Annotated in this window: 11 protein-coding genes; 7 read left to right on the forward strand and 4 right to left on the reverse strand. The window is 61.2% G+C overall.

Annotation, left to right across the window (positions count from 1 at the left end; genetic code table 11):
- Positions 1–3: 3 nt before the first annotated feature.
- From XB14_RS33650 to XB14_RS27350, 3 genes are all read right to left on the reverse strand, one after another.
- The gene (locus XB14_RS33650) at positions 4–2,037 is read right to left on the reverse strand and encodes a PAS domain S-box protein (RefSeq protein WP_077966472.1); all 2,034 of its coding nucleotides are present in this window, start codon (positions 2,035–2,037) and stop codon (positions 4–6) included.
- Positions 2,038–2,181: 144 nt separating this feature from the next.
- A complete protein-coding gene (locus tag XB14_RS27345; protein WP_077966474.1) occupies positions 2,182–5,880 on the reverse strand; it encodes a response regulator in 3,699 nt (1,232 codons plus the stop codon).
- A gap of 139 nt (positions 5,881–6,019) precedes the next feature.
- The gene (locus XB14_RS27350; protein WP_077966476.1) at positions 6,020–6,877 is read right to left on the reverse strand and encodes a LysR family transcriptional regulator; all 858 of its coding nucleotides are present in this window, start codon (positions 6,875–6,877) and stop codon (positions 6,020–6,022) included.
- A 75-nt stretch (positions 6,878–6,952) separates the two neighbouring features.
- Between XB14_RS27350 and XB14_RS27355 the strand changes: the two genes are divergently transcribed.
- The 4 genes from XB14_RS27355 to XB14_RS33805 all read left to right on the forward strand — a co-directional run bounded on the left by XB14_RS27355 (position 6,953) and on the right by XB14_RS33805 (position 9,798).
- Positions 6,953–7,756: an SDR family oxidoreductase gene (locus tag XB14_RS27355; RefSeq protein ID WP_179119687.1), complete on the forward strand. Its 804-nt coding sequence runs from the start codon at positions 6,953–6,955 to the stop codon at positions 7,754–7,756.
- Positions 7,757–7,773: 17 nt separating this feature from the next.
- Complete coding sequence (locus XB14_RS27360) at positions 7,774–8,481, forward strand: ribonuclease activity regulator RraA (RefSeq protein WP_077966480.1); 708 nt, start codon at positions 7,774–7,776, stop codon at positions 8,479–8,481.
- Positions 8,478–9,404 (forward strand): dihydrodipicolinate synthase family protein, encoded by a 927-nt coding sequence (locus tag XB14_RS27365; RefSeq protein ID WP_077966482.1) that lies wholly within the window; start codon positions 8,478–8,480, stop codon positions 9,402–9,404. The genes XB14_RS27360 and XB14_RS27365 overlap by 4 nt, the downstream gene beginning before the upstream one ends.
- A 271-nt stretch (positions 9,405–9,675) precedes the next feature.
- Positions 9,676–9,798, forward strand: coding sequence for a hypothetical protein (locus tag XB14_RS33805; protein ID WP_268802317.1), 123 nt, complete (start codon positions 9,676–9,678; stop codon positions 9,796–9,798).
- Positions 9,799–9,890: 92 nt separating this feature from the next.
- Here XB14_RS33805 and XB14_RS27375 read toward each other — a convergent pair whose 3' ends face one another.
- Entirely contained in the window at positions 9,891–11,324 is a 1,434-nt protein-coding gene (locus XB14_RS27375) for an aldehyde dehydrogenase family protein (protein WP_077966487.1), read from the reverse strand.
- A 220-nt stretch (positions 11,325–11,544) separates the two neighbouring features.
- On the opposite strand from XB14_RS27375, the gene XB14_RS27380 reads away from it, so the two are divergent.
- The 3 genes from XB14_RS27380 to XB14_RS27390 are packed head-to-tail and all read left to right on the forward strand — an operon-like array spanning position 11,545 to position 14,223.
- A complete protein-coding gene (locus XB14_RS27380; protein ID WP_077966489.1) occupies positions 11,545–12,579 on the forward strand; it encodes an ABC transporter substrate-binding protein in 1,035 nt (344 codons plus the stop codon).
- 4 nt (positions 12,580–12,583) lie between these two features.
- Positions 12,584–13,387, forward strand: a complete 804-nt coding sequence (locus XB14_RS27385; protein WP_077966491.1) for an ABC transporter ATP-binding protein — start codon at positions 12,584–12,586, stop codon at positions 13,385–13,387.
- On the forward strand, positions 13,387–14,223 hold the full coding sequence (locus XB14_RS27390) for an ABC transporter permease (RefSeq protein ID WP_077966493.1): 837 nt from the start codon (positions 13,387–13,389) through the stop codon (positions 14,221–14,223). Before XB14_RS27385 ends, XB14_RS27390 begins: the two co-directional genes overlap by 1 nt.
- Positions 14,224–14,271 lie beyond the last annotated feature (48 nt).

Raw genomic sequence — 14,271 nt, forward strand, 5'->3', positions numbered from 1 at the left:
CGGCTACAGCCGGTCTTTGGGAACCGTGAGGCGAATGACAAGTCCGTCCGGGTGCCACTGACGGAGGATCTTTCCACCGAATTGCCTTTCGATGGTCAGCTTGGCGAGCTTGGTGCCGAAGCCTTCGGCTTCGGTTTCCGACACCGACGGGCCGCCACGTTCGGTCCAGATCAGCTCCAGCGCCCCTCCTTGATCGATACACTCAAGATCGAGATAGCCAGTGTCTGTCGACAGGGCGCCATATTTGGCAGCGTTGGTGGCGAACTCGTGCACGACGAGCGAAAAGCCTGTAATAGCAGCGCGGGAGATGTCCAGATCGCTTCCTCGGGTTGTTATCCGGCGCAGGCCCACGCCGGTCTCGCCGTCATACGGAGACAGCAAGGTCGCAAGCAGCGGCTGCAGGCTGGCCCGGCCATCACCGGGGCCGTTTGTACTCTGCGTCGGCAAGGTCAGCACATGGGCCCGTGCCAGTGACCCCAATCGTGCGACAACGGCCGTTGCGAGTTCATCGACCGATGCCGCTGACTTGGCGCTCAGCGACACCACGCTGCTGGATACCATGAACAGGTTCTTGACCCGGTGCGCCATCTCCTGGATCAACAGGTCCTTCTGTTGTTCGGCCTGTTTGCGCTCGCTGATGTCGCGCGCAATCTTCGAGGCGCCGATAACCACGCCGGCGTTGTCACGGATCGGCGAAATTCTGAGCGAGATCGGTATCAGCACTCCGTCCTTGCGCTGGCGCAGCGTTTCAAAATGATCGACTCGGTTGCCGGCGCGTACTTGCTCCAGGAATTCCAGTTCCTCGCCCTGGCGATCGCTGGGGATCAAAAGCGTGACAGGCCTTCCAACGGCTTCCTCGACCGTATAGCCGTAGAGCCGCTCGGCTCCGGCGTTCCAACTGGTGATGACGCCGTCCAGGTCCATCGAAAGAATTGCGTCCTCCGACGACTCGACGATCGCAGCAAGCTGATGAGCCGCATGCTCGGCCTTGCGGCGGACGGTGACCTCGTGCGCGGCTGCCTTGAGCAAATGGGCGTTGTCGATCGCGATTGCGGCATGGGCGGCGATCGAGGTCACTGCGTCCTCCGCGTCGGCGGCAAAGATGCCGGGCTGATCGTGACCGAAGAACAACCCACCATGTACCTCGCCCGAGCGCGAAACCACCGGAACTGCCAGATAGCTGACAACTGGCAGATGTCCTTCCGGCATGCCGAAATGCGGCGCCGATCTGCCATAGCGTGGGTCGGCCCGGATATCATTCGAGCGCACAACGCCCAAACCGCGGAACGTCGGGTCGAACACGGCGGTGTTGCGGGGCAGTTGGAACTTCTCGAAAGCCGCGCGGGACGCCCCCGAAAGAGCGTAAAGGGTGTATCGCTCGCCTTGCGGGTCAACGAGATTATAGAAGAAGGCCCCAAATTTAGCACCGGCGATTTCGGTTGCCGCGTCCGTCACCGCCTGGACGATATGGTCAAGGTCGAGACTGCTCGCGATCGTCTTGGCAATCCGATCGACCGCCTCCAGCCGGCGTTCCGCCGCCTTGCGCTGCGAGATGTCGAGAATGCTGACATAGGCGCGTTCGTGGTGTGCGCCCTCGAACGTGATCGTGAATACCACGTCCAGTCGCCGCCCTCGAAGGGTGCGCAGAACGGTATCGCCCCCGAAACGCCGTCGTCCCTCCCAGATCGTTACCAGCTCCTCAAGGAAAATCGGTGCCGTCTCGGGGAGGAAGACGTTTGAGAGCGAGCGCAGCAACTCGTCTTTCTCGGCGGCCTCGAATAGTTCGACCGTGAACGGGTTGACGTCGACTATACGCACGCTCGCAATCGCTTCGTCCAAACGGTCGGGATATGTCGCCAGGTAGGCGCGCAGATCCTCGACGCCCTCTGATCGAAACGCGTGCAGGAGCTCGGAGACGCCGGAAAAATCCTGCTCCCACACCGCTACACCGGCATACTCAAAGATATCGCGGAACCTCGTTTCGCTCTCGCGGAAGTCCTGTTCAGATGCCTTGGGATCGCTGATTTCAACCAGCATTTTTCACCGCTCCCACGAACTCCGGTTAAACAGCATCGTCGACGCAGGCACAAATCGCGGCAGGGGATCCCTGCGCAACGCAGAGCCTACAAAAGGTACCTCAAGCAAGAACAAATACAATCCACAAGGCTGCCAGGCGTTCGATCAATGACGCAGTCGGTGGACCGCATTGGTCCTGGTAACAAGCAGCGCTGCGGCTTCGATCAATTGCTGCGAGGTAAACGGCTTCATGAGCAGTCTCGCATCGGTAAAGCCCGCAGGCAGCGCTTCACGGCCGTAGCCCGTGACGAAGACGAAAGGAATCTTCTTCTCGGTCAGGGCGGCTGCAATCTCCTCGACCGATTGTCCGTGCAAATTGGCGTCAACCATCGCCCCATCCAGTTGTTCCTGGTCGATGATGCGCAAGGCATCCCCTATCGTCGATGCCGGCCCTGCGACTTGCGCATGCTGTTCCTCAAGTACCGCGGCGATCTCGAAGGCAATCAGGGGCTCATCCTCGATAACCGCGAATGTTTTGCCATCGATGCTCGCAACAGAGGACGCGGCAGTCTGTGGAGAGCCATTCGAAACAGGGTCTGCAAATTCTGCTGCGTTGCTCGCATCAGGTTCCAGGGGAAGGACGATCTCCCAACGCATGCCCTCGGCCTCGACGGAGCGATGCGCGCGGCCCCCTCCGCTGCTTAGAACCTGTTCGATCAGTTTGGTCCCGAATCCCTGGGCGACGGGTGATCTTATGGATGGACCGCCGCGTTCCCGCCAATCAAGGCAAAGCGTACCATCGTTCAGCGTCCAATCGATCGAGACCGTGCCGGCGCGCGTCGACAGCGAACCATATTTGACGGCATTGGTGCCGAGCTCGTGCAACATCATGGCCATGTGCTGCGCCGTTTGCGGATCGAGGCTGATTGGCGGGCCGGATGCTACCACCCGGTCATCGTCGACCGTCCCGGGCAGCAATTGGTCATGAATGATATCGTCAAGATCCGCGCCCTCCCAGCCAGTGCGGGTCAGAAGCGAGTGCATTCTAGACATCGATTGCAGGCGCCCGCTAAAGCTCTCGGCAAAGGTGGCAGGGTCCTTGGCAGAACGCAGCGTTTGTCGCGCGATGGCCTGAACCGACGCAAGCATGTTCTTGACCCGGTGGCTGAGTTCGCTCAGCAGGAGCTGCTGTGTCTCTTCTGAGCGCTTGCGATCGGTAATGTCTCGCGCGGCGCCAAACCACTCCACAACTTCTCCGTCGCTACCCAGAAGCGGTATGGCCCGCGAATGGGTCCAGCCAAGACTTCCGTCAACGAGAATAACCCGGTGGTCTACCTCGAACACGGCCTTGTTCCGAATGGCATCCTCGATGGTCGTCAGGATATGCGCCTGATCGGCGGCAGGGATGTATCTCTCGAGCCAACTGTCGCTTGGATCCTCAGTGTCAGCGACGAAATCCTTGCCTTGCAGATACCGCATCTCGCGCCAATCGGGGCTCATGCGATAGACGATGTCAGAGCTCGCTGTGACGAAGGCCCGGAACCGCTCTTCGCTTGCGCGCAAACGCTCTGCCGCTTTGGTTCGGTGGTGAGACATTTTGAGATGCGCCTCAACACGCGCCAGCAACTCGCGCGCGCTGAAGGGCTTGATCATGTAGTCGTCGGCGCCTGCCTGCATGCCCTCGATTCGGCTTTCCTCACCGGCGCGCGCTGACAGAACGATGATCGGAATGGTGGTTGTCTGCGGCTCCGAACGCAGCCTTTTGAGCAATTCCAGTCCATCAAACCCCGGCATCATGACGTCCGTGAGGATGAGGTCTGGTCTCTGAGACGCGATCGCGGCGAGCGCGGCCTCCCCATGGCCGACTACCGTAAGATCGTACTGGGCACCAAGCAGGCGACGCAGGTAGTCGCGCATGTCGGCGTTGTCATCCACCACCAACAGGGAATGGCGGCGGCCGTTGCGGGCTTGCGTCAGGTGGGCGGCTGGCTCGACCTCGGGCAGTTCGGCGTCCCGGCGGGAATCGGGTAGCCACCGAAGGGCCTCTTCCACAAAGGGAGAAATGCCAATTGCGGTTGACGGGCGACTTTCACTTGTTCCGGTTTGATCGACTGCCAGGTGGCCACTTCCTCTTGGGATGCTGACCCTTAGGGTCGTGCCTTTGCCCAGATGGCTGTCGGCCGAAACCGTCCCACCGTGAAGTTTTACCAGCTCCTGAACGAAAGCCAGTCCGATGCCGGATCCTTCCCGACTGCGTCCTTCGGCGCCTTCGACGCGATGGAACCGCTCGAAAAGGCGGGGCATTTCTTCGGCCGGGATACCGATACCCGTATCGCGGACAGCAAGCACGAAGTTGTCTGCATTGGCGGTCAACTTGACGGCGATCTCTCCTTCCAATGTGAACTTGAATGCATTGGAGAGGAGATTGAGCACGATCTTTTCCCACATCTGGCGATCAACATGGGCCGCTTCGGGAAGCGGTGGTGTATCGACGGTCAAACGCAAGCCGGCTTTTTCCGTTGCAGAGCGAAATGCACTCGCAAGTTCCGCCGTTGCCGCGGCAAGATCTGTCGGCTCAAAATGCGCCTGCAGCCGACCCGCCTCGATGCGTGAGAATTCAAGCAGCGTGTTCACCAGCTTAAGCAGGCGAAGGGAGTTGCGATGCGCGATAAGGAGCCGTTCGCGGTCGTCGGGTGGCTGGTTACCACGGGCCAGGAGGTCTTCGATGTGGCCGAGCATCAGCGTCAGCGGCGTGCGAAACTCATGACTGACATTCGAAAAGAACACGGTCTTTGCTCGGTCGATTTCCGCAAGAGCCTCTGCGCGCTTACGCTCTTCTTCATAGGACTGAGCATTCGTTATCGCACTGGCGACCTGTGCTTTCATGAGCTGCAAGAAATCATAGTAATGTTCGTCAAGTTTTAGCCGTGGATTGATGCCGGCGACTAAGTAACCGGCAGCTTCAGGCGCATTGGCAGCGGCAAGCGGCAGCACGATTGCGGTGTCCGGCAGATCGAGGGGGCGCTCGCCTGCCAATGCCTGGAAACGCGAGCCCAGATCATTGACGACGCGTGGTGCCAACGTCATGTCAAAGTGCCAGCTTTTGCCGCGATCGGCTTGCCCCAAAGAGACCGTTTGCGGGCACAGTGCGTCGTCATGCACCAAACCGGCCACCCCTGAAAGCCGTGCTCGTTTGCGATCGGGGTCGAGAAGATAGAGAAGCGCGAAGGGGACATCCCTTTCGTGTTTCGCCAGTGTCTCGGCTGCGATCATGCAAGCCTCTGCCGGCGTCCGCGCATCGCCTGAGCGAGAGGCCAGATCGCGAAGGACAACGATCCGGCGTTCTCCAATGACCTTTTCGGTAATCTCGGTCACGGTGGCGAGGACGCCGCCGATGCCGTTCTCCGCAACGTCGTCAGGAACGGGGCTGTAGGCGATGGTGAAATGGGTCTCTTCGAGAAAACCGTGCCGGTTGATCTCGAGCTCGATGTCGTCGTTCCAGGTCGGAGGGCCGCCATTGAAGGGGGTATCGATCAACGGTTTCAGAATATGCCAGATCTCGCTCCAGCATTCGCTGACCGGTTTGCCGAGTGCCCAGGAGTGCTTGGCTCCGAGCACCGGCCGATAGGCATCATTATAGATTGAAACATATTGCGGCCCCCACCACAGCAACAGCGGAAAGCGGTTTACCAACAGGAAGCGGATCATAATCCGCAGCGTCGGGGACCATTGCTCCATGGCCCCAAGTGCTGTCCGCGACCAGTCGAAGTCCTGAATCAGCATTTCCATCTCGCCATGGCCGACAGGCCATGACGCTTCGATGGGCAGCAGGTCCCCGTCGGACGTGTTTGTGGCGTCTGACATGGCACGGATCCCCGATAGCTTCGCTCAGGCTTGCTAAACGCTCCGCCTTGAAAACAGTTCCTTTTCGCGATTTTCCAGACCGGATGAAGTTCGGCGCGGGTCGCCGCCTTCGGGTTCTTTCTCAATGCCACCATTTCTTCTAGGACCGAATGGCATCGAGGACGGCCTGTATGAGCCGGCCCGAGGGCAGGTTCTGAGGTCTGATTAGCCCGATCTCGCGGCACGGGGCGTTGCGCAACGGAAGGCGCGCAACCCGCAGGTTGTCGAACAGGGACGAACGCCAGTCCGGCATCAGCGATACGCCCAGCCCAGCCTCGACCATCACCGATATCGCTTCGAGCGCGTCAAGCTCCAGCCATTCGCGCGGAAGGATGCGCTGGGACTGAAGATAGGTATCGGCAAGCCGGCCGCCCCAGTTACTCCTGTCGTATCGAATGAAAGGTTGTTCGCGAAGCAAGCGATCGGCGGGAATGTGCGCGAGATCAATCGGTGCCAGCACTACGAACGGCTCCGATCGGATCAGTTCCCAGCTTAGCGTCTTGGGGATGGGGAAGGGCGGTTTGACCAGGATCGCCGCGTCGATCTTCTCCTCCACGACGCTGTTATAAAGTTCGGCCGATGTGCCTGGCAGCAGGAAGATGTCGACGCCCGGCGTCTTGTCGAAAACCCGCCGCAAGGCATTCGGAAGCAGGCCGGTCAGAACCGTGGAGATGGCGCCGAGCCGGAGTTCTCCGAATGCCTGGTCGTCGTGCGCCAGGCCTTTCAACTGCCTGACTTCGGCCAGAACGCGCCGGCTCTTTTCCAGGATGGCGACGCCCGCTTCGGTTGGCTTCACCCGCCGACCTGATCGCGCGAGCAGAGGCAGTCCGATCTCGTCTTCCAACGCCTGAATACGTTGCGCTACCGCGGCTGGCGTCACGCCCATGCGCCGTGACGCCTCAGCCAGAGAGCCATGCTGAACCACAGCCAGAAAAGTTTCGAGAAAGCGGGTTTCCATCGTTAGTTTTTCTATCGTCTGAAGGGATAAAAAGGAAGGTTTTTCTTCCGTTTTGGCCTTGTCATAGTGGCGCGAATGCAAGAGGAGGAAGAGTTGGATCTTCAGTTGAACAGCAAGACGGCGCTCGTATTCGGCGCCGGTGGTGGGCTTGGCGGCGCAATCGCAAGGTCGCTCGCGGCCGAGGGCGCTTCCGTCGTCGTCGCCGACATCCACGAAGAAAGCGCCAAGGCGACCGCGGACAAAATCAGGGCCGAGGGTGGCAAGGCCATTCCGCTCACCTGGGATATCGGCGACCTGTCCCTGATTGGTCAGAAGCTCGATGCCATAAAGACCGCCTTCGGACCGGTCGACATCCTCGTCAACAACACCGGCGGCCCACCGCCGACGCCCGCCGCGGGACAGTCGCCCGACGATTGGTCGAAATACTTCGACCTCATGGTCCGGTCGGTGATCGCGGTCACCGACGCGGTGCTGCCGGGCATGCGCGCGCGCAAATGGGGGCGCATTATCACCTCCACGTCTTCCGGTGTCGTCGCGCCGATTGCAAATCTCGGGATATCGAACAGCCTGCGCCTGGCTTTGGTCGGCTGGTCGAAAACCTTGGCGCGCGAGGTTGGGCGCGACGGAATCACCGCCAACATCGTCTTGCCGGGGCGCATCGCCACGGGGCGGATCGTCTTTCTGGACGAGCAGAAGGCCAAGCGCGAGAACCGGCCGGTTGCCGATGTCACCGCCGAAAGCACCGGATCGATCCCGGTCGGCCGCTATGGCGAACCGAAGGAATATGGCGACACCGTCACCTTCCTTGCTAGCCCCCGCGCATCCTACATCACCGGCTCCGTCATTCGCGTCGATGGCGGCCTGATCAACAGCATCTGATCTGTGCGAGGTCTCCCATGACACTTGAGCCTCAAGTCGTTGAAATCCTGAAGGGCGTGTCCACTGCGACGCTCACGACCGTTCTCCTGAAAAAAGGACTTCGCAACGTCTGGATCCGTGGCACGAAGCCACTGAAGCCCGGTCAGGGACGCGTTGTCGGCAAGGCATTCACGCTGCGCTTCATCCCCGCTCGCGAGGACCTCGCCACGCCAGCGAGTTGGGCATCGCCGATCTCCACCCGGGCGGCGATCGAAGCGATGCCGGAGGGGTGCGTTGCCGTTGCCGACGCGATGGGCGTCAACGATGCCGGCATCTTCGGCGACATCCTGTGCGCCCGGATGGCGAAACTGAAAGTCGCCGGCCTCGTCACCGACGGCATGATGCGGGACGCCGAAGGCGTGCTGGCGAGCGGCATGAAGGTGTGGTGCAATGGCATCGCGGCCCCGCCTTCCGTCGCAGGCCTGACCTTCGTCGGATGGCAAGAGCCGATCAATTGCGGCGGCGTCGCCGTTCTGCCTGATGATATTGTCGTGGTCGACGACGACGGTGCAGTCCTTGTCCCGGCGGCTTTTCTCGGTGAGGTCCTCGCCGAGGCGCCCGAGCAGGAGCGCATGGAGGCCTGGATCATGAGCGAAGTGGACCGGGGGGTGCCGCTTCCCGGTCTTTACCCGATGAACGCAGAAACGAAGGCCCGCTACGAGGCCTGGAAGGAAAGCCAGAAATGACGTTCAGCACGCAATCCAAGGGCGTCTACGCCATCGCGACGACACCGTTTCACGATGACGGCTCGATCGACTTCACTTCGCTCGACCGGCTGACGGATTTTTACGAGGAGAGTGGTTGCACCGGCGTCACGATCCTCGGGATCATGGGTGAGGCCCCGAAGCTCGAACCGGAGGAAAGCCGGGCTATCGTCAAGCGTGTGGTCTCACGATCCAAGATCCCGGTCATCGTCGGGGTCTCCGCGCCGGGCTTTGCCAGCATGCGCTCGTTGGCGCGTGTGTCGATGGACATGGGTGCTGCCGGCGTGATGATCGCTCCGCCACCTGCCCTGCGCGCGGATGATCAGATCATCAACTATTTCGCCGGCGCGGTCGAAGCCGTCGGCGAAGATGTGCCGTGGGTTCTGCAGGATTACCCGCTGACCCTTACGGTGGTCATGACTCCAGGCGTCATCGCGAAGATCGTCACCAACCACCCGTCCTGCCTGATGTTGAAGCACGAGGACTGGCCCGGCCTGGAGAAGATCTCGAAGCTCAGGGCCATGCAGAAGACGGGAGAACTTCGCGACTTTTCCATCCTCTGCGGCAACGGCGGCCTTTTCCTCGACTTCGAGCCGGAACGAGGTGCTGACGGCGCCATGACCGGCTACGGCTTCCCGGACATGCTCACCGAACTGAATGGGCTGTTTGCCGCCGGGAAGAGGGATGAGGCGCACGATCTCTTCGACGCGCACCTGCCGTTGATCCGTTACGAGCAACAGCTCGGGATCGGCCTTGCCATTCGCAAGCACGTTCTGAAGCGTCGCGGGATCATCACTTCCGACGCACAACGCAAGCCGGCCCAGATGCTGAGCCCGACAGCGCGCGCGGAAGTGGACTATCTGCTTGCCCGCCTCGCGAGATACGACAAGCGCGCGGCTCTCTAGGCGTTTCTTCCGCCTGGTCCCGTCCGTCCCTGATCTACAGCGCCGCGCGTCTTATCAGACGCGCAAAGGTCGCTGTAGAAATTTGAATTGCTGCATGTTTTTGTCCTTTAATCGGCTACGATTAAAGGAAACATGCAGTAGAGCGGCGGACGGGTTTTGAAAGGTCGCCCCGTTCTGCGACTTTTCACTGCGGTCTGTGCTCACGCTCGCGAGCCTGATACTCTGGCATTGCCGATTGTCGAATACACCTGTTGCAGAACGAGGTTTGACGATGCAGGGCCAGGAAACCTTCCTTGAAAGAACTTTGCGTATCGGCGTGATCGTTGCGGTCGCGATCCTGCTGGCGGCGATCCAGTACGTGGTGTCGTCGCGAGGCCTCTATCCCGTTTTCTGAGACCGCATCTAACTCCTGGAGTTGATGAGACGATCGGTCACTGCTGGCGAACCCCGCCGCCCAGCAATGGACGGCGGGTCTCATGCTCACACCTATGCCGACGTGTAGGCCGTCTTGACGGTTGTGTAGAACTCGGCGGCGTAGCGCCCCTGCTCGCGCGAGCCGTGCGACGAGCCCTTGCGGCCGCCGAAGGGCACGTGGAAATCGACGCCCGCGGTCGGCAGGTTGACCATCACCATGCCGGCTTCGGCATTGCGCTTGAAATGGGTCGCGTGCTTGAGGCTGGTGGTGGCGATGCCCGAGGACAGACCGAACGGCGTGTCGTTGGCGACGCTGAGCGCCTCATCGTAGTCCTTGACGCGGATGACGGATGCGACCGGCCCGAAGATCTCTTCCCGGCTGATGCGCATGGCGTTCGTCGCTTCGGTAAACAGCGCCGGCTGCAGATAGAAGCCGGGCGTGTCGCGCTTCAAAAGCTCGCCGCCGAAGGCGAGCTTGGCGCCCTCCTGGCGGCCGATGGCGATATAGTCGGTGTCCTGGTTGAGCTGGCTCTGATCGACCACCGGACCGATCTGGGTGCCGGCCTTCAAGGCATCGTCGATGACAAGCCCCTTCATCCGTTCGCCCATCGCGGCGACGAAGCGATCGTGAATGCCCTCGGTGACGATGAAGCGCGACGACGCGGTGCAGCGCTGGCCGGTGGAGAAGAAGGCGGAGTTGACCGCCGCCTCGACCGCAACCGAAAGATCGGCATCGTCGAGCACGACGAAGGGGTTCTTGCCGCCCATTTCCAGCTGGTATTTGCGATTGTGCTCGACCGAGGCGAGCGCCACGCGTTTGCCGGTGCCGGTCGAGCCGGTGAAGGTGATGGCGTGGATGTCCGGGCTGTCGAGCATCGCCTGGCCGACGACCGAGCCTTTGCCCATGACGAGGTTCAAGACACCCTTCGGCAGACCGGCACGATGGAGAATGTCGACGATGGCCCAGGAACTGCCGGGCACCAGTTCGGCCGGTTTGAAGACGACGGTGTTGCCGTAGCAGAGCGCCGGCGCGATCTTCCAGGCGGGAATGGCGATCGGGAAGTTCCAGGGCGTGATGATACCAACGACGCCGACCGGCTCGCGGGTGATCTCGACGCCGATGTTGGGCCGCGCCGACGGCAGCACTTCGCCCGCCAACCGCAGGCACTCGCCGGCAAAGAAGTCGAAGATCTGGCCGGCGCGCACGGTCTCGCCGATGCCTTCAGCGAGCGTCTTGCCTTCCTCGCGCGACAAGAGCCTTCCGAGTTCGTCCTTGCGCGCAAGGATCTCGTCGGCGGTCTTTCTTAGGATCGCGTGACGCTCGAGGATGCCCGAGCGTGACCACGCCGGAAACGCCGCCTTGGCTGCAGCGATCGCCAGACGCGCATCGTCGGCCGACGCACGGGCATATTCGCCGACCACGTCGTTGGTGTCGGACGGGTTGATGTTGCGGAACGCTTCGCCACCGGCGATCCATTCCCCATCGATCAGGTTTTTCTGCACCATATCTATCCTCCGCGGCGCTCAGACTTTGATGATGCCTTCGCTTATCGGATGCGAGCGAGCCCGCACAAAGAACAATCTTTAGACCCCGCCATTGCCGAAACGGCAAACCTGATTGCCAATCCGAGCGTTGCCGTATCGGCAATACCAACCGCTAAAAATTGTGCTTTATGAGATGCCAAATTCCATCATCATCGCTCCCATAACAAGCAAGGGGAACGATATGTCTCGTTTTATGATGAACCGCCGAGGGTTCCTTTCGAATGCGGCCGCAATGGGCGCGATTGCTGCGACCCATAGCCTTATCAATGTTTCACCCGGCCTGACTGCCGACAGCACCACGATCCGCATGCAGCTCGGTTGGCTGCCTTCCAATGGGCTTCTCGGAGAGCTCGTAGCCCGCAAGAAGGGCTACTACGCCGAGAAGGGCATCGAACTCGAAATCGTGCCCGGCGGACCGAATGTCGATGGTGTGGCGGGCGTTGCCGTCGGCCAGTCGACCATCGGTCAGATTTCCTCAAGCCCCTCGGTGATGCTCGCCCGTTCGGCCGGCGCGCCGATCAAGGCATTCGCGGCCGGCTACCAGAAACATCCCTTCGCCTACTTCTCCCGCAAGGCAAATCCGATCGCCAAGCCACAGGACATGGTCGGCAAGACGATCGCCGCGATCCCGACCTCGGTCATTCTTCTGCGCGCGCTTCTCGCCAAGAACGGGATCTCGGAAGACCAGGTCAAGATCGTCAACATGGGCTCGGACATGAACCAGCTCGTCACCGGCCAGGCCGATGCGGTCTGTGGCTGGCTGACCAACGTCAACGCCCTGAAGGTTCTGGGCGACGACCGGGTCGATCTGACGCTCTGGGACGGCGGTATCCGCCTCTACGCCAACGTCTACTACACCACCGACGACCAGTTGCAAAATCACGCGGACCATCTCGCGGCCTTCGTCTCCGGGTCGGCACGGGGATGGGGTTATGCCCGCGACAACCAGGAAGAGGCCGTCGACATCCTGCTCGAATCCTACCCGAACCTCGACAAGGCGAGCGAGCTTGAGGCCATCGGGCCGCTGATGAAGTTCGTGTTCAACGAGACCACCGCCACCGAGGGGTGGGGCGGTATGGACCGGGCAAACTGGGAAGAGCAGATCAAGACCTATGCGGACCTCGGCCAGTTCACCGGCCCCGTCCCCAAAGCCGACGACGTCTACACGATGGCGATCCTGGATGCGACCGCCGATGTCCGCAAGAGCGTAGGGTAAGGCGATGCTGGAAACGCTTAACAGGGCCAGTCAGGCGCAGGTCGGCAACTCCGCCGTGTCGGTGAAGAACCTTCATATCCGCTTCGGCGCGGACGATTCCGGCTTCACTGCACTCTCCGACGTCTCGGTCGAGATACCGGCCGGCTCGCTCGTGACCATGCTTGGCCCGTCCGGCTGCGGCAAGTCGACCTTGTTGCGAACGGTGGCCGATCTCGTGCACATCACCGACGGTTCGGTGTCCGTGCATGGCCAGACGCCGCGCAAGGCGCGCGAAGGCCGCGATTTCGCTTTCGTCTTCCAGGAAGCGACGCTGCTGCCGTGGCGCAACGTGATCGACAACGTGCGTCTCCCCCTGCTGGTGGGCAAACGCGAGGCGGGCGCGACCTATGCCGACCCGGAAGAGCTTCTGGCCCTCGTGGGCTTGAAGGGGCGCGAGAAGTCGATGCCGCACGAATTGTCGGGCGGCCAGCGCCAGCGCGTGGCGATCGCCCGCGCGCTGGTGACCCGCCCGCGTATTCTGCTGATGGACGAGCCTTTCGGTGCGCTCGACGAGATCACGCGCGACAAGCTGAACGAAGAACTGCTGCGTCTCTGGCAGGAAACCGGCACGACGATCCTTTTCGTCACCCACTCGATCCCCGAGGCCGTCTTCCTCGGTCAACATGTGTTGATGCTCGCCGCCCATCCCGGCCGCGTCAAAGAGTTCATGAAGGTCGACTTGCCCTATCCGCGATCCTTGGCGATGCGCGACACGGTCGAGTTCATCCAGGTTACCGCCCACCTGCGCAAACTTTTGGGAGAATGCTGATGGCGAATGCCCTTCCTTCAGAGGCGGAAGGCCGCGCCTTGACCGACGGCAGCCGGTTCCGGATACTCGATGGCCTTGCCGCTGCGATCCTGCGGCATCTGCCAGCAACGCTCGCGATCCTCGGCTGCATCCTCTTGTGGCAACTCGTTGTCTGGGGCTTTTCGGTGCCAACCTTCATGGCGCCGGGGCCGGTCGACGTCATCAAGGCCTTCGGCGAAAATGCCGGCGTCTTGTGGACGAACTTCTGGCCGACGCTGATGGAGGCGGTTCTCGGCTTCATCTTCGGCAATGTCATCGCTGTCCTTCTGGCGGTCTGGTTCGTCTACAGTCCGCTTGCGGAGCGCGCCTTCTATCCGATCGCCGTCATCATCAAGTCGATCCCGATCATCGCGCTTGCGCCGATCCTGGTGCTGCTCGTCGGCAACGGTATCGCACCGAAGATCATCATTGCAGGCCTGATCTGCTTCTTCCCGACGCTGGTCAACATGGTGCAGGGACTGAAGTCTGCGAGCCCCGCAATGCTCGATCTGATGCGCATCCTGTCTGCCAGCAACTCCGAGATTTTCTGGAAGGTTCGCCTGCCGGGCTCGCTGCCTTTCCTTTTCGCCGCCCTGAAGATTGCGGCAACCAGCAGCGTGATGGGTGCGATCGTCGCCGAGTGGATCGGCTCCAGCTACGGTCTCGGTGCGCTGATCATCGAGGCGACCTACAATTTCCGCTCGCCGCTGCTTTACGCGACGGTGGTGATTGCGGCCTCGCTTGCCGTGGTTCTCTTCTTTGCCGTCTCCTATGCGGAATCGAAGATCGTCCGCTGGAAACCGACGACGGACCACTGACCCCCAAACCCTTTGCTGCCGGACCTGGATAACCGGGTCCGGTCCACC

This window comes from Ensifer adhaerens, assembly GCF_002007205.1.
Classification (GTDB): Bacteria; Pseudomonadota; Alphaproteobacteria; order Rhizobiales; family Rhizobiaceae; genus Ensifer; species Ensifer adhaerens_D.